The following is a 23,407-nucleotide window of genomic DNA, read 5'->3' on the forward strand; positions in this document are numbered from 1 at the left end:
GGGTGAATATATGGCTAATGCATTTGTTTCACGTTCACTAGATGAAATTCGTTTCTGGTCCAGAATAATGAAAGAGCATGCTTTATTTTTAAGTCTTGGATTTAACTATAATGATACAAAGTTAATTCAAGAAGCGCAGCAATTTATTGATTTATTTGAACGAATTGAACAAGAATTAAGTAGCTTTTCCGAAAACTCCGAACCTGAACGAATTAAAAATTTCAATATCCAAGTGTATCAAGCTGCTACTTCGATATGGGCATATAAACGAAAACTTTTAGGATTATCATTACGTTGTGAAATTGTATCCAACAACTATCCGTTATTACTTGATCACACAAGCCGTGAAGCAGCATATTTTGCTAATCGTTTAAAGGAGTTAAATGAAGGGAAGTTAAAACCGCTGCCAGAAACCATTATAAAAGAGAATGTTTTCTTTCTAAGAATTATGGCAGATCATTCTAAATTCATCGGTCACCTCCTTGATCCTTCTGAAAGGAAGTTAGTTGATCAAGCTCGAGAATTCAGTCATGATTTTGATCAATTAGTATTTCAAGCATTAGATATGGACTCCATGCGGCCTCAATCAGAAACAGTACCACTTTTAGACCAGTTCTTAGATCAAAACCGTGTTTCAGTAACCTCTTTACGTGATTTTAAGAAAACCGCAAGTGAATTAATAGAGGAATGTAAAATTAAAAGTAATATTCATCCACTTCTTGCAGACCACGTATTCCGCGAAGCTGACAGGTTCCTGCACATTATTGATATGTTCGATGAAAGCCTCACCCAGAATAATTAGTAGGTTACTAGCTAAACTGGCTTAGTAAAGAATCGGGCGCGTTTGTTTGATAACGCGTCTTTTATTTTGGCCATTATTAATGAATATAATCAGAAAAGTACTGAAGTTGACTGCACTTTAACCTCTCCTACTTGTTATTGAAAGATAATAAATTGAATTGTGAATATGATTAGAAAGATTACACCTACAACTAGTAAACCTATATGAACAAATTTTTGAGGAAATGTTTCTGCTTTCACTTTTTTTATTGTTACTAGCGTAAACAATGTTAATAAAACACCAAATAATAAAATTATATCCAATTAAATACCCTCCAATTGAATTGTGTTTTTATATTAAATAATATTTTCTAGTAGTAAACAAAATGACTAGATGGCATAATTATTTAAAAGATGAATATTATGCATATACAACTAAATATAAAATAAGGATAGGAAAATTACTAGTCTGTTAGATTTACCTAAAACAAAAACATGGATGGAGAACTTAAAACAAAAGTAGATTACTTAGATGTATCGATAGAATGACGGTTGATGGATACGTGAATGGCTATGCATATTTATGTAAATTAAAACGAGTATAACTGAATAAATGTAGTAGTTCAAACAACTGACATAAAATATCTATATACATATGCAACCATTTTGAATATACTGAATTTATAGAAATTTTTCACTAATCTAATATGGTAAAGGAAAAATAGTTCCTAATCCATAAAAAAGAACATCACGAGGATCAATAAACACACTAATGTGAAATACATCACAAAACAACAGAGCTGAAAGGAGTATAGGTATGAAAATAGGGATACCAAAGGAAAGTTATACTGGGGAAACCCGGGTTGCTGCGATTCCTAAAACGGTGGAACAGCTAAAGAAATTCGGTTTTGATATTTTGGTTGAAGTTGGGGCCGGAGAGCAAGCTAGTTTTACGGATGAGCAATATCAAAAGGCAGGAGCGGTCCATGCAAGTCCTGCTGACGTTTGGCAATCGGACATCATTTACAAAATAAACCCGCCAAGCGAGGATGAGATCGCAAAGATGAAAGAAGGCGCGACGTTAGTAAGTTTGATTTTTCCGCGTCAAAACGAGGAGTTAATTGATCGACTCAATCAGAAAAAAATTAATGTATTAGCGATGGATATGGTGCCACGGATTTCTCGCGCACAGTCTGTTGATGTCTTGTCTTCTATGGCCAACATTGGCGGATATCGAGCGATAATGGAGGCGTCACATGCCTTTGGTCGTTTTCTGAATGGACAAATCACTGCGGCGGGTAAAGTGCCACCTGCGAAAGTATTTGTTATTGGTGCTGGAGTAGCTGGTCTAGCTGCAATTGGTACTGGTCGTTCGCTTGGAGCGATTGTTCGAGCGTTTGATGCGCGTTCAGAAGTGGCGGAACAAATTGAATCCATGGGTGGAGAGTTTTTAAGAGTAGACATCGATGAAGATGGATCTACCGACTCTGGATATGCAAAAGAAATGTCAGAGGCTTTTATCAAAGCGGAAATGGACTTAATAGCAGAACAGGCGAAAGAAGTAGATATCATCATCACCACCGCATTAATCCAAGGGAAACCAGCACCGAAGCTTATTACTAAAGAGATGGTAGATAGCATGAAGCCCGGATCAGTAATTGTGGACATGGCTGCCCTTACAGGTGGTAACTGTGAATATACCGTTCCTGATGAATTAGTTGTAACAGAATCTGGCGTGAAAATTATTGGATATACCGATCTTCCAGGACGCATGCCGGGGCAAGCTTCTGATATGTTTGCAACCAACTTGGTTAATTTAACAAAGTTGTTATGTAAAGAAAAAGACGGAAATATCACTATTGATTTTGATGATGTGATTTTACGAAACATGGCGGTTACGCGTGATGGACAAGTAACCTTTCCACCACCTGAAATAAGTGTCTCTGCTGCTCCAGTAAAGGAAGAAGAAAATCAACCGGCATTAGAAACAAATGTAAAAGAACCGAAAAACCGCGCTGGTTGGAAATATGGTTTTGGTATAGCTGCTATGCTTTTATTCGGTTGGGTTGGGCAAGTATCACCGCCAGAATTTTTATCTCATTTTACGGTTTTCTTCCTTGCGATCGTGGTAGGCTATTACGTGATTTGGAAGGTAACATCAGCTTTGCACACGCCGCTTATGTCCGTTTCAAATGCGATCTCAGGTATTATTGTAGTTGGTGCATTATTGCAGATTACTAGTGATATATTGGCAGTTAAGATTATCGCTTTTATTGGTATTTTAATAGCGTCTATTAATATTTTTGGTGGTTTTATGGTCACACACCGTATGTTAAAGATGTTTAGAATGGATCAGGAGGTGTAAGGAATGGGAATGTCTCAAGGTTTAGTTACTGTCGCATATATCATCGCTGGTATCCTATTTATCCTTAGCTTAGCTGGTCTATCGAAACAAGAAACCGCTAAAAATGGGAACATATATGGCATGATTGGAATGGTTATTGCAATAGTTGCCACTATTTTGAGTATAAATCTTGATAAGGAAGCGTGGATCTACGTTATAGTAGCAGTGCTGCTTGGTGCCTTAATCGGTATTTTTTCAGCAACAAAAGTAAAAATGACGGAAATGCCACAACTGATCGCAGCTTTAAATAGTTTTGTAGGCTTAGCTGCTGTGTTAGTTGGTTTTAATAGTTTTATAAAAATATATACACATGTGCCAGTTCGTGATGTTCATTTAAACATTGAATTAATTGAAGTATATGTTGGTGTACTTATTGGTGCGATTACATTCACTGGATCTATTGTCGCTTTTGGTAAATTGCATGGCATGATTGGATCAAAACTCCTTTCCTATCCGTTTAAGGGAGCCGTGAATGTCATCCTTATAGTCAGCTCTGTTGTTCTCATGTATTTATTTATTGTCGAGGGAACTTCGTTAAACGCACTTATTTATTTAGTCATCATGACCGTGTTAGCACTGTATTTAGGTTGGCAAATGGTGATGTCCATTGGTGGGGCAGATATGCCGGTTGTTATCTCGGTGTTGAACTCTCTATCTGGGTGGGCGGCAGCAGCGGCCGGATTCTTGCTATCAAATGACCTGTTAATAATTACTGGTGCTTTGGTAGGTTCATCTGGTTGGATTTTATCTTACGTAATGTGTAAGGGGATGAATCGATCAATCGTTTCTGTTATTGCAGGTGGATTTGGTGACCAAGGATCTAGTGCATCAGCTGCTGGAGAAGCGGGTGAGCACCGTGAAATAAGTGCAGAAGATGTAGCAGAAATGTTAAAACAATCAAGCTCTGTTATCATTACGCCAGGTTATGGCATGGCTGTCGCACATGCACAATATCCCATTGCAGAAATGACAAAAAAATTACGCAATCAAGGGGTAACCGTTCGTTTCGCGATTCATCCAGTTGCAGGTCGCTTACCTGGCCATATGAATGTGCTTTTGGCGGAAGCAAATGTACCATATGACATTGTGTTGGAAATGGATGAAATCAATGATGATTTTCCTGAAACAGATACAGTGCTTGTTATTGGTGCCAATGATACGGTGAATCCAGCGGCACAAGATGATCCAACTGGTCCAATTGCTGGCATGCCCGTTTTGGAAGTGTGGAAAGCAAGAAATGTTGTCGTGATGAAACGTTCCATGGGTGTAGGTTATGCTGGTGTTCAAAACCCGCTGTTCTTTAAAGAAAATACAAGTATGTGTTTTGGAGACGCAAAAGAGACAACGGATAAGATATTACATTCGATATAAGATAACGATGAAAAACCCTCGTAAATGCAGAAATCGGCCTGCATTTACGAGGGTTTTCATATCAGTACTATCACCCTAAGAGTAGCCCATCCTTGTTTAATCCTAATAGCCAATATTTTAATAATGCATCCATTGTAAATGAGTATTTAGGTATATTATATTGTTAACTTCAAGAAATCCTAGAAGGCGTTACTTTTATGAGACCAACAAAATTACAAGGATCTTTTATCGCCCTCCCTTATAGCCCTCTCTTAGTATTTCTTGTACGCTATGGACAGTTACATAGGCATTTGAATCAATATCTTGGATTATTTTTTTTAATTGGACAATTTCTTGCTTATTAATTACAATATACAAAACCTCTTTATTTCTATTAGTATATCCACCTCTTCCTTCTAAAACAGTTATACCTCGAGTCATCCTGTTTGTCACCTTATCCAGAACTTCATCGGGAAAGCTTGAAATAATTAAAACAGCTGTACGTTCATTTGTTCCTTCCACCACAACATCAATTACTTTAGCACCAACGTAAACGGAGATTAGTGTATACATGGCTTTTTCTTGTCCGATGATGAAAGTAGAACTTGCGATAACCGTAATATCAATAACGAGCATCCCTTTTCCGATACTCCAACCCCATAACTGATTTGCCAGCCTAGCAGGAATTGAAGCTCCACCAGCTGTTCCGCCTGCACGAAATGTAAGTCCAAGTCCGATACCAACCATCAAACCGGCGAATAAGGCAGCTAATAATGTATCCCCATTTATTTCTTGTCCCCAACCGAATGTAAAATGTAAAAAGAGTGAAGAAAAAATGATGGAAATCACGGTATAAATAGTTACACGTCTATCAAAAAATTTGTAACCAACTACCAATAAAGCTGAATTAATGACAAAGTTGACAATACCAGGAGACCATTGGAATAAATAGTACGTAACCACGGTGATCCCAATTGTACCACCCTCTGATAAGCGGTTGGGAATAGCAAAATAATTAATACCAATAGCAAAAATAAATGATCCAACAATAACAAGAAGTACATCTTTAATTGTTCTATTCACTGTTTTCCTCCTTTCATTTAACATCAGATTATGGATGGGAAGTATACATATTTTTAAATGAGTCATCAAGAATTTTTCGTATAATAATAAAAAAACCTTATAATTAAATTTGACAGTCTTGTCCAAATCTTTAATTATAAGGTGAGTACAAATAATCTTCATTGATTATGTACCTATACTATAAAGGTTGACAAACTCTATATTAGATTTATTTTATAATCATCATTGTATAATGTTATAACTTGTATCAATAATGAGAGCTTTCCTTTTCAAAAACTATTTTTCCTCCAATCAAAGTATAAAGAATAGAAATATCTTTAATTTCAATGGGATCTATTTTTGTAGGATCTTTTTCTAATACAGCGAAATCCGCATGTTTCCCTATTTCTATACTACCTGAATTTTCTTCATCAAAGTTAAGTTGTGCACCATATATAGTCATGGCTTTTAAAGCAGTCACTACATCACATCTCTGATCTGGACCAAGTATTTCTCCTTCCCTTGTGACCCGGTTAACTGCTGACCAAACTGAGAAAAGTGGAGAAATGGGAGTAATTGGACAATCGGAATGTAATGTAAACAACAATTGTCGATCAACTGCATCTTTTATTGGACTAATTCGACTTGCTCGTTCTGGACCTAAAAATAATTTTTGGTGTCTGTCACCCCAATAATAAACGTGATTAATAAAAAACGATCCTGCTAGTTGAAGGTCTTGCATTCTATCTAAGTCCTTGAGTGTGGCGGTCTGTACATGCTCAATTCTGTGACGATGATCGATACGTGGTGTTTTTTCTAAGGCAAATTGAAAACCATCTATAATTGACTCGATGGCTCGATCCCCGTTACCGTGGATAGCTATACGAAAACCGCGGTTGTGCAAATCAAAAATCTCTTCATTGAAAGCCTTTTGTTCATGAAATAATTGTCCATATAAGTTAGGTTTATTGTGATATGGCTCTCTTAATGCACCGGTAAGTCCCTGAATTGATCCATCTTGAAACATTTTTGCACTATCTAACCGAACTAGGCCTTTGGATCTTTCTTGCATTTCTTGATCCAACTTCTTAGCATTGTACCCTGCAAATACAGCTCCCGGCCTGAAAAAATCATGCATTATCATTAGTTTTGATCGCAATGGATTTATACCTAGTGCTGCTGCTTTAAGATGCACCTCATATTCTATTATTCCAGAATATGACCCGACAGCTGCATCTGTACTTGTTGTTATTCCTTCGGCCATAAAATCTTTAGCAGCTTCTCCAAGCATATCGATCATTTCTTTCTCAGTTGGATCAGGAATTTTTTCATTAAAGGGATCCAATGCTTGCTCATACAACACACCATTAAGTTTTCCATGATTATTTTTTCCAAAGTTATCATTGGACACGCATTCATCTATTCCAACCAATTCAAGTGCCTTTGAGTTGACAACAGCTAAATGGCCACTTATATGAGTGATAAAAACTGGATGGTTTGGAGAAACCTTATCTAAGTCAAATCTAGTAGGGTGTCGCTTTTCTGAAAGAAGTGTATCATCATAACCATACCCTACAACCCATTCCCCTATAGGAACATCCATTGTTCTTTTCGAAATTGCTTCTAAAATATTGTCAATACTTTGATTTGGAGGACTACTGCAATTAACCCTATTACGAGCTTGAGAATAGTCTATAATATGATTATGCGTATCAATAAAGCCAGGGAGCATTGTGGCTCCCTTTAGATTTAGAATTTTGGTATTGTCAGAAATATTAACTTCACCACTCGGCGGCTCTGATTGAAACCATATATCACTAATCTTTCCATTCGTAACTGCCACTGATCCTGCAATAGTATTTTTTGAATCTAGTGTCAAAACGTTAGCATTAGTAATTAATAAATCTACTTTATTCAGAATTCATCACTCCTCTATACTGGGTCATATGTTTAACGTGATAGCCAATGTTTTGTATCTACAGTTCCTCTTTTATAAATGAGACTGTGAATTTTATCTTTTTTATTTCTCTATCATTTCTTCAACTTTTTCTTGGTTATTATCAATCCACTCACGTGCAACTTCTTCTGGTTCATCACCACTATCAATCATTGTAATCATCTCTTCAACATCTTTAAGCGATATGCTCCAATTACTTAAAAAATTGTAAACATCAGAATCGTTTTCTTTCAACTCCTTATTTGCTATGACATTAACAGTAGAAGCATTAAAGTATTCTGGTGTTTTTTCATTACTTATTATTTTAACGTTATATTTATTAAACATTGTATGGGGGCGCCAACCATAAAACATAACTGGCTCTTCTTTTTTCATCATACGAACTGCTTGAGCCATCATAGCACCTTCAGAAGAGTTAATTTGTACCATGTCTAAATCATAACCTTCAATCACTTTGTCGATATTCTTTGTTGCTGGATCCCCTTCTCCGACCGAATATATTTCATTATTAAACATATCCTCTTTGCCTTTTATGTCTCCAATATCATTGATATCTTCCATATATTTTGGTACAACCAAACCGGAATCAGCGTCATCATAACTTAAAGCAACTTTTTCAATCTTATCAGAAAATTTTTCTAAATAATTACTTTGTCCCGGAAGCCATGAATCCATAAACACATCAATATCTCCACGTGCAAGACCAGCGTAGACACTTCCAGCTTCTGCTTCTATTTCTTCTACTTCATACCCCATATCTTGTAAAATAAGGCTTGCAATCTTAGTTGGAGGTACTGTACTTGTCCACGGAGTAACACCAAAAGTTATTGTTTGACCTTTTTCATCACTATCTTTTGCTTCCTCTTGATCTGCTGTAGCATTCGATTCCTCTTCTGATGAACAACCAATAATAAATACTAAAAATAATACTGCCAATAGACCTAATAAAGCTTTTTTCACTGTGACCTCTCCTTTTATATTTATGATTTTGTCTTAAACCGTGAGTCTCCCTAGCAAAAACCCCAAGAGAATATAAATACATGACATTGTTACTATTAATTCTATAATTAGGTATTTTGCATCTAAGCAATACCAGTCAATTAACGGAGTTTATCTAGCGAATATTCAGACCAGTCTGACAATTTGTTTGATTACGTTACGTACTATACCATCCAGACGGTTGTGTTTGCAAACATTCTATAATAAAAAGTACTAATATTCATCTCATTAGAACATTTACCTTACCACTCAACCCTGCACAATGCTGGTGTTTCTATTCATTTAAGGAAAAATACACAAAAAATTTAATGAAATCATAAAAATATCCTCTTGGTGGTACCCCCCCTCAGTACCTACCAATTTTTTCATGCTGTTTTTTTATTCAAAGTAGTACATAGATCCCCCATAAATAAAAGATCCCACTCGTATAGTATAAATAGTTATACGAGTTTTTCTGAGGTATATGTAAATAACACGATGCAACGAATGAGACAAGCATGATCGGAATACGAATAGATGTATGCTGAAGTAATCAGGTGCATCGCATCATAAAAAAATGACAATGTGAGGGATTAGTGTGACAACCGAGAATGAACGAATTAGTAAATCCTATTATCAAACGATTATAGATGAAAGCAACAAACAAGGACACGCAGTCAAGATATTGGGTGACATGTACATAGAAGAAATGCAAAAACAACAGCCGAACCTATCATCGATTCGCTTCGCCCAAGGGGAAGTTTATTTCTTGAATAATGATTATGAAGCTGCCATTTTTAAATGGAGGCAACCTCTAGAAGAGGAGCTTATTCCATGGGGACAGAAGAATATAGCAGATGCTCACATGGAATTAGGATTATTGGAAGATGCAGAAGAACTTTACAGGCAAGTCAACACGTCATCACTTGCCCTACAATCGGAGGTTTTCTTGCAGCTACTTTCCTTGCATGTACAACAAGGCAATCAAGCAAAAGCAGTTAGCACTATCAAGGAAGCTGTTGCGTTAAATCCTGATTATCCTCGCCTAACAGAGATAGCCCAGACCTATTTGGAGGATATTAATGATTGGGATCATGCTATTGAACTAGCAGTTGGTGAGGCAATACGAACACAATCGGTCTATTGGGTTGATGTCTTATCAGGATATGTTCAACAAGGGTTGAACGTTAATCATCCACCAGACTATTTTAATGGTCTACTGATTGATTTACTGCAGTTGGACCGTGACCGTTTTGAAAGCTTTACAGAAGTATTATGGAATAGCTATCGGCAAAGCGCTTATTATTTAGAATGGCTGAACGTGATGAACCGGCTGCTTTACGATTTGCAAAATGAACTACCTTTTGTGTGGGAGAAGCTTCCGAATTTATATCAAGAAGCATACTTCGACTTAATTAGTGGTGACTTTTTAATCAAGGATATCTCTGATTTGGTACAAAATCATTTAGCGAACTGGATAGAAATAACGTCAGAATCAGATGCGTTGGTTTCTTCCACGGCCATCCTTGCATGGGATGAAACCTTCCCTTCGACGCTTGATGCAGATCTAATTAGTAAAGCCACCTACCTGTATGAAAATGCAACACCGAATCAAAATGGAAGAAAAGATGGGGTGAAGCTTTTTCATGCTATTAACGATTGGGCAAAAGAAGAAGGCTTGTTAGAAGCGTTAACGGAGCATATAGAGCCGATGCTAACGGGTTACAATATAGAGGTGGCGAGTCCGTCAAGCATCCATCAAGTGGTTAAAGCTTCGATAGCTTTCCTGCTGCAACAAAGAGTAGATTTGGAAAAAGGCATAGAGGAAGATATTCACTGGAATGAAGCATTACTAGCTAGCTTACAGCATAGCCACCAACAGCTTGGAACGATGGAGAAGGAAGCGGCCTATGAGATGACAGATGCGTTCCGTAAGATGAAAAATTCCTTAACGCAACGTGTGTTGACTGATCTGCCTAAACACTTACAAGCTAGTTCCAGTATTATTCAGGAGGACAGTGATTTTTCCACGATCCATGAAGACTTAAATGAAGAAATGAATCAACGTATTGTTACCTTCATGAAAAAATTTGTGAACAATGACGTGAAACATGCGGTACAGCAGTGGGTTGAGGATTCTAAAACGGAATTCCAGAAACACCAAGTAGCATGTGACGAATTAAGTGAGACAATTAATAAGCAATTTGGTGAAGAAAAGATTGTCCTGCAGGGTGACTTTAAAGTGATCGATGATTGGCAAAGAGACTTGGAACGGATATCCCGCGGATTGCTGCGTTTTGAAAAAATAAATGTTTTGCGCCGTAATACCCCTTCCCAGTTATTTTTAAAAGGAGCGGGCAAACTAATTGGTTCCTTCTCCAAGAATAACGACATGCTTTATAGTAAATATATAAACTATGTTGAAAATGAGGATTATAGTGAGACAGTTAAGGATATCATCACCCCATTTATGCAGCAATTGGAATTCTTTGAGGGATCGATAGGGTGGGACGTTAGCAGGTTCTTCTCCAATCCATTGGAAGTATTGAATATGGAAATGGAGAAGGTTGAAACAGATATTCAAAGCCATACACATGTCTTACAAAAAATGCACGACAACCCTGAAACCTATCGCGATCCACTGACCTTGTTCGAATTGAGGTTGAGTCAGTATGAGTTGATGCATATGATTGGTTAAGTGTAGAAGCAATAAAGTAATATAAAAAGCTGTGTGATTTCTAAGTAGGATATGCAGTGAACTTCATCATGACTAAAATATATTGTTAGCAAAAAACAGCACCACTCATGGTTATTGAGTGGTGCTGTCTACTTCTATTCTAAATCCCAAATCACCCATTACTCTCCGCAGTCAATCCAACTTTCCCATTCTCCTCCAGACCAGTTTTCCTAGTCAAAGAAAATACTGCGCATAGCAAGGAAATGACCACTAGGATGCCACCGAACCAGGCCATGTTAGAAATGGAACTAGAGAAATTCAACACGACGCCACCATAGGCTGATCCAAGTGAGATACCGATTTGTAATGCTGAGTTATTAAAGCTTTGCTGAATGTCGGATGTCACAGGGTCTGATTGAATCAGATAGCTTTGTTGTGGTGGTGCTAGACTCCAGCTTAATCCAGCCCATATCATCATTACCGGTATAAACACCACAATGGAGAACGTAGTGAATGGCAAGATGAATAGGACGGCAGCGAATGCAACGATAACGGCAATAATACTTTTTGGTGGTCCGATTCGATCGGAAAGAATACCACCGAATGCGCCACCGCTTACTGCTGCAACCCCAAATAATAGATAGCTAATGCTAATCCAAGTAGAGTTCAAGCCAAGCTCTGTCTCTAAAAATGGTGTGAAGTATGCATATAACGTATAATGTCCTGCTAGCATAAACATCGTTGCAAGGTGGGCACTTCCTAACTTGAAGCTACTCACTGCTTTTAACTGTTGTTTTAATGGAACGGTCTTTTCTCCAGGGATCCGCTCTAAAAAGATCGAGATTAGGATAAAGGAACCGATGGATAAAATAGAAATACCGAGAAAAATAATGCGCCAGCCAAATTGTTCGGAAATTAGAATGCCGAGTGGCACACCCATCACAAGGGAGGAGCTAATTCCCATATAGATAAGTCCTAGTGCTTTAGCTCGGTGTGCTGGTGCCACAATTTTCGATGCGATCGTTAAGGATAATACAACGATCAGTGCGGTACTCATGGCGGTTAATATCCTTGCGATCATCATTAAGGTAAAAGTTGGACTGAAATAGGTCATCATATTACCGATGAAGAAAGCGAACAAGGATATAAGGTATAGCTTTTTTCGTTCCATTTTGCTAGTTAAGACTAGTAACACAGGGCCAGCAATGGCATATATAAGTGCAAAAATTGTGATTAGTTGTCCTGCGGAGCTTAAAGTAATATTTAAATCATCTGCGATAGCTGGTAGGATGCCTCCAACGACTAATTCAACGAGTCCAACTGCTACGGTTGATAATGCGAGTATAAAAACTTTTATATTCATAGTCTGTTTTTCTTCCTTTCTACTGTATCGATGTTGTCTATATTTTTAGGAATAAAAAAATCCTGATTACAAAAAATGAACAGTTCATTTTCTGTAATCAGGATTTTGTGGTTCCTGGTAGAGACCCTCAGCCATATTCTGAGGTTATACAGGTAATTTATTTGATAAACACTAGAATAGTTTACTAGCTTTTGTTGAGTTTATCAAGTATTAAATAATTCAATGACGACACCATGAGCCTAGTACGAGTGTTTTTAGTAAGTGGGCATGTCGACATCGTTTAACCTACGCTTCAAAAATATAAGATCTCCATATTCACTTAAAAGTTTATGCAGAGGTGTCCTTACGTTTTTTAATAGACTAAACTGAGGTAAATTAGAATAAAAAAGAGTGAACAAGCAAAAAAATTTACTTTCTAAAACCAATATTTTAAACTAAACCGAACAATGCTCATCCATAGTAGTCTGGAAAGGATGTTATATAAATGAAACTTAGTATCTTAGATCAAGCCCCGATTACGAGAGGGAATGATGCAACAGATGCATTAAAAAAAGCAGAAGAACTAGCCGTTTTAGGTGATGAACTAGGCTATCATCGCATGTGGATGGCAGAACATCATGCCAGTCGCGATGTAAATGTGTTTGCAAGCTCTGCTCCTGAGATTTCAACAGCCTTTCTAACAGCTAAAACAAAGCATCTTCGTATCGGAACAGGTGGTGTAATGATGATGCATTACTCTCCACTTAAATTGGCTGAAGTATTTAAAACCTTAAATGCCTATGTGCCGGGCCGAATTGACTTTGGCGTTGGCCGAGCCCCTGGTGGAGATAATCACGCCATTTATGCTTTATCTGAAGGACGGCAACCAATGATAAACAATCTGTATGAAAAATTTGATACGACCTTACAGTTGCTTCATGACGAAGTACCTGAAGATCGTTTATATCAGAAAACAATCGCAACACCAAACGACATTGTTTTGCCAGAAGCATGGTTATTAGGTTCAAGTGGTAACAGTGCAGTTGAAGCGGGCCGTAGAGGTGTCGGTTATTCTTTTGCACAGTTTTTCAATGGGGAAATGTCGCAAGAAATCTTAGATGCATACAGAAACCATTTCCAACCTTCTGCGTTTATGCAAAAACCTGAAATAAATGTTTCATATATGGTCACAACAGCTCAATCAAAAGAAGAAGCTGAATTCGAAGCAAAACCGCAAGATATTTGGCGTTTGTTATTTATGCGAGGGAAAGTCACCCCAGTCATGACACCTGAAGAGGCCCGTGATTACCCATTGACGGAAATGGATCGAATGATTATTGAACAGAATCGTAAAGTCCATTTAGTTGGAGATGTAAAAGAAATCGCAACAACGTTACAAGAAGAGCAAGCCTATTATGGTTTTGATGAAGCGATGATCTGTAGCATTCCCCACTCACAAGAAAAACGTTTAAATGTGTATCGGCTATTGGCTAATGAATTGATTTGAAGTATTGAGGTTTAAGGAAATATGTCATTAGTCGAATTTTACAAATAATATTAGTAAAATACTTTAGACTGCCTATATGCTGACGATTCACATTGTTAGTTTATAGGCTTTTAATTTTGGTTATATATGATGAAACAGTTAGATTTGTAACCAGTTTACCAGGTCAAATATTCTATTATAGAATAGAGTATAATACTAACTATGCATATAAATATTTTAATTTGGGAGATATTAACATGTCTAACTTCATTTATCAATTGCAGCAGTCCTATGAAAAAGGATTTATTAATAAGAACAATAAGTATAAAGGGAAATTTAAGCCAGAGTTATTGTTAAATAATCAACATAAAAAGCAAAACGTACTAACAACGTTAATAGATGAGTTGAAAGATTGTCGATCTTTCTTATTTTCAGTTGCTTTTATTACAGAAGGTGGGTTAGCAACTTTAAAGTCCCATTTGCTAGATTTGCATCATAAAGATGTCAAAGGATGTATTCTTACTTCAACTTATCAATATTTTAATCAACCTAAGATATTTAAAGAATTACTTAAGTTAAAAAATGTAGAAGTGCGTATATCGGATGTAGAAGGTTTTCATTCAAAAGGTTACATTTTCCAACACGACAACTATTCTACATTAATTGTAGGAAGCTCAAACTTATCTGCCAATGCTCTAAAGGTGAACTATGAATGGAATATTAAATTAACCTCACATGATAATGGCGAATTACTTCATTATTTTCAAAAGCAATTTAATGAAATGTGGGGGCATTCGACAACGTTAACATATGATTGGATTGAACAATACCAAAGTCAATGTAAACAGATTCAACACACAAAGGTTGCTGAAATGGCTCCTAGTTACATAAGTAATAAAATGGAGCAAGCGCTAACCATTGAACCAAATAAAATGCAAGTACAAGCTCTAAAGGGAATTCAGGCTATTAGAAACCAAGGTCAGGATCGAGGACTAATCATCTCCGCTACTGGTACTGGAAAGACCTATTTAGCAGCATTTGATGTAAGAAACGAAAGGCCAAAACGTATGTTGTTCATTGTTCATCGGGAACAAATTTTGCAAAAAGCAAAACAAGACTTTATGAAAATATTAGGTGGAAATGAAAATGATTTTGGAATTTTAACAGGTAGTAGTAAGCAAATTGATCGGAAATATGTTTTTGCAACGGTCCAAACAATTTCTAAAGAAGAAACGTTGCAACAACTTAACGAAGATTCTTTTGATTATATATTAATAGATGAGAGTCATCGAGCTGGTGCTAATTCCTATCAACGTATTATTAATCATTTTAGTCCAGAATTCTTATTAGGTATGACTGCTACACCAGAACGAACCGATGGGTATGATTTATTTCAATTATTTAATTACAATATAGCTTATGAAATTAGACTACAAGAAGCATTAGAAGAAGATATGCTGGTACCTTTTCATTATTATGGTGTGACCGACCTTGAAATTGACGGAGAGGTTAAAGATGTTGCACTCTTTAATCAATTGGTTTCTGATGAGCGAATAAAGCAGATTATTGAAAAAATTGAATATTATAGTTATTCAGGTGATAAAGTTAGAGGTTTAATGTTTTGTAGCACAAAAAAAGAAGCGAGTCATTTATCTGCGTTATTTAACCAACATGGTTTAAAAACAGTTGCATTAACAGGTGATGATCCACAAGAAACTAGACAATATCAAGTGAATAGACTTGAGAATGGATACCTAGATTACATTATCACGGTTAATATTTTTAATGAAGGTATTGATATACCAGCAATTAATCAAGTAGTTATGCTTAGACAAACAGATTCTAGTATTATTTTTATCCAGCAGCTAGGCAGAGGATTGCGAAAGCATGAGTCGAAGCAACATCTCACAGTGATTGACTTCATTGGAAATTATCAAAATAACTTCTTAATTCCAGTTGCTTTATCAGGGGATAATTCACAAAATAAAGATTCTATCCGGCGTAAAATGATTGATACAAGCTATATCAAGGGTACATCAACCGTTAATTTTGAAGCGGTTGCAAAGCAGAGAATCTATGAATCTATTAAAACGGCCAATTTAATGCACATGAAAGTATTAAAGGATGCCTATCAAACATTAAAAATGCGCATTGGACGTATGCCATTATTAGAAGATTTTTATGATTATAATTCAGTAGATCCTACCGTCATTGTAGATAAGAAAAGCAATATGTTAGTCTTCTTACAATCTATTAAGGAAGAAGTAAGTGATATACCCAAGCATGCTGAACAAATTTTGACCTTTATCTCTCAGGAGGTACTACCAGGAAAACGAAAACATGAAATTATTCTGTTGCAAACGTTGCTAGAAAACGTTTCACTTAGTAAACATATGTTTATGGAAATACTCGCTTCAAAAGGTTTACCGATGGATGATCAAATAGTAAGATCCGTTGAAAGAATAGTGCAGCTGGAATTCTTCACAGCACCAGAACAAAAGAAATATGGAAGTGAACCGATTGTTAATGTACGAGATGATAAGTATGAGATGCCAGAAAAATTCCAACAATATCTAACGCAGTCATGGTTTAAAAAATTAGTACAAGACGTATTAGCCGTGGCGGAAAAAAGATCTCGTCGTTTTGACAAAGAACAGTCCTTAACAAGGTTAGAAAAATACTCACGTAAAGATGTTTGTAAGTATTTAAATTGGGATAATGACGAAGGTTCTACAATGTATGGATATAAAACAAAGCATGGAACTTGTCCTATTTTTGTTACATATCATAAAAAAGAAGATGTGGAAGCTAGCGTCAATTATGAAGATACTTTTAAGAGTCCTGAAGTATTACATTGGTATACAAAAAGTAGACGTCGTAAGACCTCAAAAGAAGTAATAAATATAATTGAAGCAGAAGAAAGAAACATAAATATACATTTGTTTGTTAAGAAAGATGATGATGAAGGTAATGACTTTTATTATTTGGGTGAAGCAACACCTGATCAGGCAACTGTAGAAGAAACTACAATGATTGGTAAAAATAAAGAAGAACTTCCAGTGGTTACGATGGATTTACATCTAGATGAGACAGTAGATCAAGCAATCTATGATTATTTGCATGAAAATATTATATAATAAGAAGAGCACATCAGTATTTATGTGCTCTTTCCGTTTGTTTCATTATCGTTTCTACAGCTGGAATATCTGCAGGAGCCCAAACAATTGAATTGAGGTTTTCCTTTGGCAACCAAATTAATTTTGTGTGTTCACTTGCTATCGGTGTGCCAGAGATAAGAGTTGCTTCAAGTGCAATTAATTGAATAATAAAGTTATCATATTCATGTGTATGATCATGGATCACATTACCAGCTTGAATTACACAATCTAATTCCTCTTGAATTTCGCGTTCCAAAGCTTCTTGTAAATTCTCTCCTGCTTCTACTTTTCCGCCAGGAAACTCCCACTTGTTTGGTATAGACATATCGAGCGAGCGTAAAGCACATAAAACTTCCTCTTTAGTATTCTGCATAACAGCTGCTACTACTTTTACTTTCTTCTTCATGTGAAACCTCCGAATTATCGTAGTTATTATATATTCTAGCATTTAAAAGATGGACCAGCTAGATTTTTGGATCTTAAGATTAGATATTGTACAGATTTGAAAACGAAACTGTTTGGTGAGATAAGATGTTAGTGAAAATGAATAGAATAGTTAATTTAAAGTTTTTACGGGGCGTCACTGTGACAAAAGATCATTTAATAAGGTAAAGCATTTTGATAATTATTGAAAAGAAGCATAGGAGGAACAATTAACCCATTATGTTAGTTGTTTCTCCTATGCTTCTTTATAGAATACTATTTTCTTTTGCTTGCTAACTTTTCTTTGATTTTTTGATCAATCTCATCAATTGGTGTTTCTAAAGACGGGTAATCCTTATTGTGTCCTGATGCATATCTTAAAGCCTTACCTTTTATAATGTTAAATTTGCCTTGATGAGCACCAACTACACCATAATACGCTTCATCTAGTACGTTTAAGTCTCCATTGGCTCCAAACAAGATCACTTTTTCATTGGGTTTCATATTTGGAACGCCATCAAAGTGGGCATAAGCTGATGAGCCATATGATCCAGTTTCATAAAAAGATTGCTTTTCAGCGAATGGCTGAATTTCTTGACTTTGTTCAGTAAGATTAACATCTCCATACTTTTTCACAAATGCTGTGTCTTCTGAATTAAATTCTTTTCCGGTTTCATATTTTTGATTGATTTCATTAAATCGTTGTTGAATCTCACTTTCTGTTAATTTAGTATTACCCTCTTCAGCCCCTACTAGAATAGGAACAAGAAACCCCATAGATAAAAAAACAAGGTACTAACAATAATTTTCTTCAAAACTATCAACCCTTTCTTTTTTTAAATTTTGGCATCAATGGTTATAATAGTACATTGTTTATTAAAAAGTGTAAATAGAGAGAGTAAATTACATTTCTATTCTGTTATTTTATAAAAACGGTTAGAAGGAATGAAAGTCTAAACAAATTTAACGTTCCTTAGTACTACACTGGATCACCTAAAATTGTAAAAGAACCGTCTAACAGTTTAAAATCTACATATGTATTAGTTGCGGAATAAGCTACACTACCTCTATACTCAACCGATCTTGAAAAGAATATTGAGTTTTGATTTGTGACAGAATCACTAAGAGTTTTTGAATACACAATCCCAATGCCCCCACTTCCTATTGTTCCGTAAGCTGTATGAGTAACATAAGCTGTGATTTTTGAAGGTGTAATATCATTAGTATCTAATTTTCCGGCAGTTATGGCTATACTATAAGAGTTTTTGAAGACTCCATGTTCTGAACTAATTGTTCCTTCTAAGTATCCATCAAAACTATCAGAAGAGTTATATGATTCAGTTTCATAGAAAGACTTTGTTTCCAGTAATGGAATTTCGATTTCTTGAATTGTCTCAGGAATATTATGATCATCTCCATACTTTTTCACAAATGCTGCATCTTCCAAATCAAATTCTTCTCCCATTTCATATTTTTGATTAATTTCATCAAAACGATGTTGGATCTCACGTGCTGTTAATTCTGATTCTATATTTTTAGTACTTACTAAAATGAAAATTGAAAATCCTATTAACAAAACTAAGATCAAACTAAAGAAACCAATAGTTATTTTTTTAAAACCTTTCAATCTTTTAATGACTAAGACTATTAAAACTATTATGCTTATTGTAAAAATTAAGATAAGCATTCCGATTAAGTTGTAATTATCTAACATTCTAGACATCCTTTTTCAATTGTATTTTTATGGATTTCACAATAACTTTATCATGCATCTTACAATTTAAAAAGGGATATTAAAATAGAGATTCTTTTTCTAACAAGTAAAAATACCGATTGTAGTGGAGCCCCCCTTTCTATCTTAACAGAAGAAGATGTAGAGAATAACGAAGATTATTTTACTTTAATAAACAGAAGCATTAAAAGGATAACTATGCTTAAAAAAGAACCGGATAGTCATGCTACCCGGTTCTTTTCCTTTACTTAATGATTTGATTAAAAACTTCGCCATTGTTCAAGTCAACAATTTTTAATCTGTTTGTATCTTTAATAAAAATACTTTTATATTGTTTTTGACTGTCTTCACTATTTACGAACATCACACGTTTATGCTGGTTATCTTCTACAATGCATGCATGATCGTCATCAGCATCGATTTGTGCTTCTAGTGTATCAAATTCATAAAAATCATCTACATCAACAGCTGATTCATTTTCTTCTTCAGATTCGTTATCATCGTCATCTGCTTCTGGTTTGTCTGTATTTGTAATCACTTGATTGAAAACTTCGCTATTGTTTAGGTCAACAATTTTCAATCTGTTTGTGTCTTTAATAAAGATACTCTTATATTGTTTTTGACTGTCTTCGCTGTTTACGAACATCACGCGTTTCTGTTGGTTATCTTCTACGATGCGTGCATGATCGTCATTAGCATCAATTTGTGCTTCTAGTGTGTCAAACTCATAAAAATCATCTACATCAACAGCTGACTCATTTTCCTCTTCTAATTCATTGTCATCATCTGCTTCTGGTTCATCTGTAGGTGTGATCACTTGATTTAGAATTGGACCTTTATCCAAGTCAATTACTTTTAGTCTGTTTGTGTTTTTAATAAAAATGCTTTTGTATTGCTGATTATTGTCGGTAAGTACAAGGACACGTTTTTCAGCATTGTCTTCAACGACTTGCACGTTGTAATCTTCCACATCATCAATGTACGCTTCTAACACCTCATATTCGGTGAACTGTTGTAAATTATCACCATCATTTATCTGATCATGAACATACGATTGTCCTTTCATTTGATCAGTTGCATCAACACTTCCCGTCCCAGCAAAACCTCCTGTGAATAATAATGCACCTGCCATGGCAGTTAAAAATAATGTTTTCATACGTTTACCTCCTTGTTTAACTGAATAATTCCATTATATCGATGAAAGATAATAGCATCTTTAGAACAAAATTAGAATTTGATTAGAATAGCTTTAAAAAGTTATTTCTTAAATGTCTAATGATATAATGAAAGGAGAATAATTTAGACGGTCGAAAGAAGGGAAGTAAATGACACGGATACTGATTGTGGAAGATGAAGCATCTATTGCGCGTGTATTAGCGTTGGAACTGAAGCATGAAGGATATCAAGTGATAACTGCTGAGACAGGTGATGAAGGTTTAATGCGTGCGGAAAGCGAATCTTGGGATTTGCTTTTGCTAGATGTGATGCTTCCAGAACGTAGCGGTATGGATATTTTACGCCGTTTGCGATCTGGGGGTAATGCAACTCCGGTTATTATGCTAACAGCACGTGATGCAGTACCAGATAAAGTTTCGGGGCTTGACCAAGGTGCGAATGATTATGTCACAAAACCTTTTGATATGGAGGAATTATTGGCTCGGGTACGTGCTTGCTTACGCCAAGGTCATACAGCGGTCGAATCTGAAGTTTTCACCGTTGCAGATTTATCTGCCAATGTTCAAACGCGTCAAGTTACACGTGCAAACCATCCAATTGAATTGACACCACGCGAATTCGACCTGTTAATTTATTTATTGCGCAATAAAGACATCGTATTAACACGTGATCAACTCCTTCATAACGTTTGGGGGTTTGATTATGCGGGAGAAACGAATGTTGTCGATGTTTATATTCGTTATCTACGGCAAAAAATTGATCATAATTATACAGGAACGTTGATCCAGACGGTCCGGGGCGTTGGCTATGTATTGCGTGAGGCCACATGAAGTTAAAGACAAGGATTCAGCTATTAACAACGGGATTACTCGTTGTACTGTTGTTGGCAGCACATGTCGGTATTTATGTTGCATCTAATCATTTACTTGTAAAAACAGTGACCGATCGATTAGACGATCAATCAGAGGATATTTTACAAGCCTTGCAAAAGAGTGATGGAGATGAATCAATAGCACAGCTAATTAAAGCATCTACCCCAACGAATGGCATGGTCCGCGTTATTTCTGACGGTGACACTATACTATCCATAGGTACCCGTGTTCCCGAATTACGGGAATTGGAACCTTCTTACGCTGGAAAGTATCAGACAGCTGTACGTGACACATCGGTTGGACGGGCAGCGTCTGTTTTCTTTCCACTAATTTGGTCTGATGGTCAAGTCGTAACGTTAGAGATCACGGAAAGTTTGGCACAGGAAGAAAAAACATTAACGGTATTGCGTGGGGTTTTGCTCGTTAGCGCACTATTTATCTTGCTACCGGTGGTTTTCGGAGCCCGACTGCTTGCAGGATTAATTACCAAACCTATTGGAACACTGATCACGACGATGGATGATATTGAACGAAGTGGCAGTTTTCAAACCATTTCTAAAAAAAGACGCACGAATGATGAACTTAGCTTATTAACTCAAACGTTTAACCGGATGATTAATCGTTTGGAGGGTAATTTTTCGCGTCAGCAGCAATTCGTTTCTGATGCTTCGCATGAACTCAAAACCCCTTTAACCGTTATTAATAGTTATGCGAGTGTATTGTCACGTTGGGGGAAGAGTGATCCTGCCGTTCGTGATGAAGCGATTGAAGCCATTCAATCCGAAACAAACCGGATGCAGCATTTGGTGAAACAGTTACTGGATTTAGCTCGGGAAGACCAGCAAGGTGAACTAAATCTAGAGCAACATAATATTATACATCTAAGTAGACAAACGGTTCAGCGTATGAAGCAAATAACCAATAATGAGATGACAGTGAGCGGACCGGAACTAACGGTATTCATTGATGCAGAAAAGTATCAGCAGTTACTGTTTATTCTTCTAGATAATGCGATTAAATATGGAGATGATCCGATTTCCGTTTCAATAACAAAAGATGAGCAAGCGTTCATACTGACGGTAGCTGATCATGGACCTGGTATTGATCCGGCAGAGTGGGATCGGGTTTTTGATAGGTTCTTCCGAGTTGATAAAGCGCGCAGTCGAAATAAAGGTGGTACTGGGCTTGGCTTAGCGCTTGCCTATCAGATTGTTAAGGCTCATGGTGGGACAATTCAGGTGCAGGGCAACGAACCTCAAGGCACCAAGTTCATTGTTTGTTTACCTTTGGAAGTAATAGAGAGGAGGTAGTTGGAAAATGTTTAAGCGTATAAGTATTATATTAGGAGTTGGTACTCTTTTAATCATCTGTCTCATTTACTTTTGGCCATTTCAAACAGAATCGCTTTCTACGGAAGCAGCAAGTCAGCGTGCCCAAAAGCTGTACGGTGGAACAATTGAAGATACGACGAAGGCTGATGGTTATTATGTTGTCAGACTTATTAAAGAGGGGCGAGTCTACGAAGTCAAGGTGGATGACGCTGATGGGGCAATTATAAACATGGCTGCACTTGAAGAAGTTGCACAATCAGATGAATCCAATGAACAAAAGGAGCCCTCCAACGAGGAAATACAACAGGAAGATGACCAGCGTACAGATGAGAAACAACCACAACCCCAAAACCCCGAGGATGAAAATGGCGGATTAATCACGGCAGTTCAAGCCAGTGATATTGTATTAGAACGTATGGATGGCAATGTGAAAAAGTCAAATATTGAATCGGAACTTGATGAAGATGATGATCGCTATATATATGAAGTAAAGATAGAATTGACGAACGGGAGCGAGGTAGAAGCTGAGGTCGATGCTGTTACCGGAAAAGTGTTGTATTTTTATACCGAGGAAGCAGAAGAGTAACACGAGATCCTTTTGAGCGACACTATAATGTATTCAAAGTTTCCGTTCAATTGTGTAGGTAGAGACAGGCAGTCTGGCTTTTACGACTTATTA

At 36.5% G+C, this 23,407-nt stretch carries 18 protein-coding genes and 1 riboswitch; of the genes, 9 read left to right on the plus strand and 9 right to left on the minus strand.

The features are described from left to right. Positions 1-10 precede the first annotated feature (10 nt). Complete coding sequence (locus BN1058_RS00585; RefSeq protein ID WP_090851338.1) at positions 11-802, plus strand: DUF2935 domain-containing protein; 792 nt, start codon at positions 11-13, stop codon at positions 800-802. A gap of 134 nt (positions 803-936) precedes the next feature. On the opposite strand, the gene BN1058_RS14240 is transcribed toward BN1058_RS00585, so the two are convergent. Next, positions 937-1,104, minus strand: a complete 168-nt coding sequence (locus BN1058_RS14240) for a hypothetical protein (RefSeq protein ID WP_176694402.1) — start codon at positions 1,102-1,104, stop codon at positions 937-939. A 493-nt stretch (positions 1,105-1,597) separates the two neighbouring features. On the opposite strand from BN1058_RS14240, the gene BN1058_RS00590 reads away from it, so the two are divergent. After that, positions 1,598-3,145 (plus strand): Re/Si-specific NAD(P)(+) transhydrogenase subunit alpha, encoded by a 1,548-nt coding sequence (locus tag BN1058_RS00590; protein WP_090851341.1) that lies wholly within the window; start codon positions 1,598-1,600, stop codon positions 3,143-3,145. Positions 3,146-3,148: 3 nt separating this feature from the next. Then, on the plus strand, positions 3,149-4,555 hold the full coding sequence (gene pntB, locus BN1058_RS00595) for a Re/Si-specific NAD(P)(+) transhydrogenase subunit beta (protein WP_218054207.1): 1,407 nt from the start codon (positions 3,149-3,151) through the stop codon (positions 4,553-4,555). Positions 4,556-4,780: 225 nt separating this feature from the next. Here the strand turns inward: pntB and BN1058_RS00600 are convergent, their stop codons facing one another. From BN1058_RS00600 to BN1058_RS00610, 3 genes are all read right to left on the minus strand, one after another. Beyond that, positions 4,781-5,641: a YitT family protein gene (locus BN1058_RS00600; RefSeq protein ID WP_090855833.1), complete on the minus strand. Its 861-nt coding sequence runs from the start codon at positions 5,639-5,641 to the stop codon at positions 4,781-4,783. A 223-nt stretch (positions 5,642-5,864) separates the two neighbouring features. Beyond that, positions 5,865-7,475, minus strand: coding sequence for an amidohydrolase (locus tag BN1058_RS00605; RefSeq protein WP_255306923.1), 1,611 nt, complete (start codon positions 7,473-7,475; stop codon positions 5,865-5,867). Between the two features lie 141 nt (positions 7,476-7,616). Continuing rightward, on the minus strand, positions 7,617-8,513 hold the full coding sequence (locus BN1058_RS00610) for a glycine betaine ABC transporter substrate-binding protein (protein WP_090851347.1): 897 nt from the start codon (positions 8,511-8,513) through the stop codon (positions 7,617-7,619). A gap of 616 nt (positions 8,514-9,129) precedes the next feature. Here BN1058_RS00610 and BN1058_RS00615 point away from each other — a divergent pair. Then, positions 9,130-11,229: a tetratricopeptide repeat protein gene (locus BN1058_RS00615; protein WP_090851350.1), complete on the plus strand. Its 2,100-nt coding sequence runs from the start codon at positions 9,130-9,132 to the stop codon at positions 11,227-11,229. Positions 11,230-11,380: 151 nt separating this feature from the next. On the opposite strand, the gene BN1058_RS00620 is transcribed toward BN1058_RS00615, so the two are convergent. Further along, on the minus strand, positions 11,381-12,571 hold the full coding sequence (locus BN1058_RS00620) for an MFS transporter (RefSeq protein WP_090851353.1): 1,191 nt from the start codon (positions 12,569-12,571) through the stop codon (positions 11,381-11,383). Positions 12,572-12,645: 74 nt separating this feature from the next. Continuing rightward, positions 12,646-12,743, minus strand: a riboswitch (purine riboswitch). 312 nt (positions 12,744-13,055) lie between these two features. Here BN1058_RS00620 and BN1058_RS00625 point away from each other — a divergent pair. Next, positions 13,056-14,057 (plus strand): LLM class flavin-dependent oxidoreductase, encoded by a 1,002-nt coding sequence (locus tag BN1058_RS00625; RefSeq protein WP_090851356.1) that lies wholly within the window; start codon positions 13,056-13,058, stop codon positions 14,055-14,057. A gap of 236 nt (positions 14,058-14,293) precedes the next feature. Then, positions 14,294-17,173, plus strand: coding sequence for a DEAD/DEAH box helicase (locus BN1058_RS00630; RefSeq protein ID WP_090851359.1), 2,880 nt, complete (start codon positions 14,294-14,296; stop codon positions 17,171-17,173). A gap of 13 nt (positions 17,174-17,186) precedes the next feature. Here the strand turns inward: BN1058_RS00630 and BN1058_RS00635 are convergent, their stop codons facing one another. The 4 genes from BN1058_RS00635 to BN1058_RS00650 form a co-directional block, all read right to left on the minus strand. After that, positions 17,187-17,600, minus strand: coding sequence for a (deoxy)nucleoside triphosphate pyrophosphohydrolase (locus tag BN1058_RS00635; RefSeq protein ID WP_090851362.1), 414 nt, complete (start codon positions 17,598-17,600; stop codon positions 17,187-17,189). 293 nt (positions 17,601-17,893) lie between these two features. Then, a complete protein-coding gene (locus tag BN1058_RS00640; protein ID WP_090851365.1) occupies positions 17,894-18,394 on the minus strand; it encodes a hypothetical protein in 501 nt (166 codons plus the stop codon). A 202-nt stretch (positions 18,395-18,596) separates the two neighbouring features. Next, a complete protein-coding gene (locus BN1058_RS00645) occupies positions 18,597-19,331 on the minus strand; it encodes a hypothetical protein (RefSeq protein WP_090851368.1) in 735 nt (244 codons plus the stop codon). 262 nt (positions 19,332-19,593) lie between these two features. Continuing rightward, positions 19,594-20,505, minus strand: coding sequence for a hypothetical protein (locus BN1058_RS00650; protein WP_090851371.1), 912 nt, complete (start codon positions 20,503-20,505; stop codon positions 19,594-19,596). Between the two features lie 169 nt (positions 20,506-20,674). On the opposite strand from BN1058_RS00650, the gene BN1058_RS00655 reads away from it, so the two are divergent. From BN1058_RS00655 to BN1058_RS00665, 3 genes are read left to right on the plus strand one after another with little or no spacing between them, the layout of a single operon-like run. Beyond that, on the plus strand, positions 20,675-21,355 hold the full coding sequence (locus BN1058_RS00655) for a response regulator transcription factor (RefSeq protein ID WP_090851374.1): 681 nt from the start codon (positions 20,675-20,677) through the stop codon (positions 21,353-21,355). Further along, positions 21,352-22,707, plus strand: coding sequence for a sensor histidine kinase (locus BN1058_RS00660; protein ID WP_090851377.1), 1,356 nt, complete (start codon positions 21,352-21,354; stop codon positions 22,705-22,707). The genes BN1058_RS00655 and BN1058_RS00660 overlap by 4 nt, the downstream gene beginning before the upstream one ends. A 7-nt stretch (positions 22,708-22,714) precedes the next feature. Next, entirely contained in the window at positions 22,715-23,314 is a 600-nt protein-coding gene (locus BN1058_RS00665) for a PepSY domain-containing protein (RefSeq protein WP_090851380.1), read from the plus strand. Positions 23,315-23,407 lie beyond the last annotated feature (93 nt).

It is taken from the genome of Paraliobacillus sp. PM-2, from assembly GCF_001368815.1.
Lineage (GTDB): Bacteria > Bacillota > Bacilli > Bacillales > Amphibacillaceae > Paraliobacillus.

What these genes read in the sequence shown, in the direction of transcription:
- BN1058_RS00640 (WP_090851365.1), bottom strand. Translation starts at nt 18,394, where the DNA reads ATGGGGTTTCTTGTTCCTATTCTAGTAGGGGCTGAAGAGGGTAATACT.
- BN1058_RS00635 (WP_090851362.1), bottom strand. Translation starts at nt 17,600, where the DNA reads ATGAAGAAGAAAGTAAAAGTAGTAGCAGCTGTTATGCAGAATACTAAA.
- BN1058_RS00660 (WP_090851377.1), top strand. Translation starts at nt 21,352, where the DNA reads ATGAAGTTAAAGACAAGGATTCAGCTATTAACAACGGGATTACTCGTT.
- BN1058_RS00585 (WP_090851338.1), top strand. Translation starts at nt 11, where the DNA reads ATGGCTAATGCATTTGTTTCACGTTCACTAGATGAAATTCGTTTCTGG.
- BN1058_RS00620 (WP_090851353.1), bottom strand. Translation starts at nt 12,571, where the DNA reads ATGAATATAAAAGTTTTTATACTCGCATTATCAACCGTAGCAGTTGGA.
- BN1058_RS00655 (WP_090851374.1), top strand. Translation starts at nt 20,675, where the DNA reads ATGACACGGATACTGATTGTGGAAGATGAAGCATCTATTGCGCGTGTA.
- BN1058_RS00665 (WP_090851380.1), top strand. Translation starts at nt 22,715, where the DNA reads ATGTTTAAGCGTATAAGTATTATATTAGGAGTTGGTACTCTTTTAATC.
- BN1058_RS00645 (WP_090851368.1), bottom strand. Translation starts at nt 19,331, where the DNA reads ATGTTAGATAATTACAACTTAATCGGAATGCTTATCTTAATTTTTACA.
- BN1058_RS00650 (WP_090851371.1), bottom strand. Translation starts at nt 20,505, where the DNA reads ATGAAAACATTATTTTTAACTGCCATGGCAGGTGCATTATTATTCACA.
- BN1058_RS00625 (WP_090851356.1), top strand. Translation starts at nt 13,056, where the DNA reads ATGAAACTTAGTATCTTAGATCAAGCCCCGATTACGAGAGGGAATGAT.
- BN1058_RS00590 (WP_090851341.1), top strand. Translation starts at nt 1,598, where the DNA reads ATGAAAATAGGGATACCAAAGGAAAGTTATACTGGGGAAACCCGGGTT.
- BN1058_RS00630 (WP_090851359.1), top strand. Translation starts at nt 14,294, where the DNA reads ATGTCTAACTTCATTTATCAATTGCAGCAGTCCTATGAAAAAGGATTT.
- BN1058_RS00600 (WP_090855833.1), bottom strand. Translation starts at nt 5,641, where the DNA reads ATGTTAAATGAAAGGAGGAAAACAGTGAATAGAACAATTAAAGATGTA.
- pntB (WP_218054207.1), top strand. Translation starts at nt 3,149, where the DNA reads ATGGGAATGTCTCAAGGTTTAGTTACTGTCGCATATATCATCGCTGGT.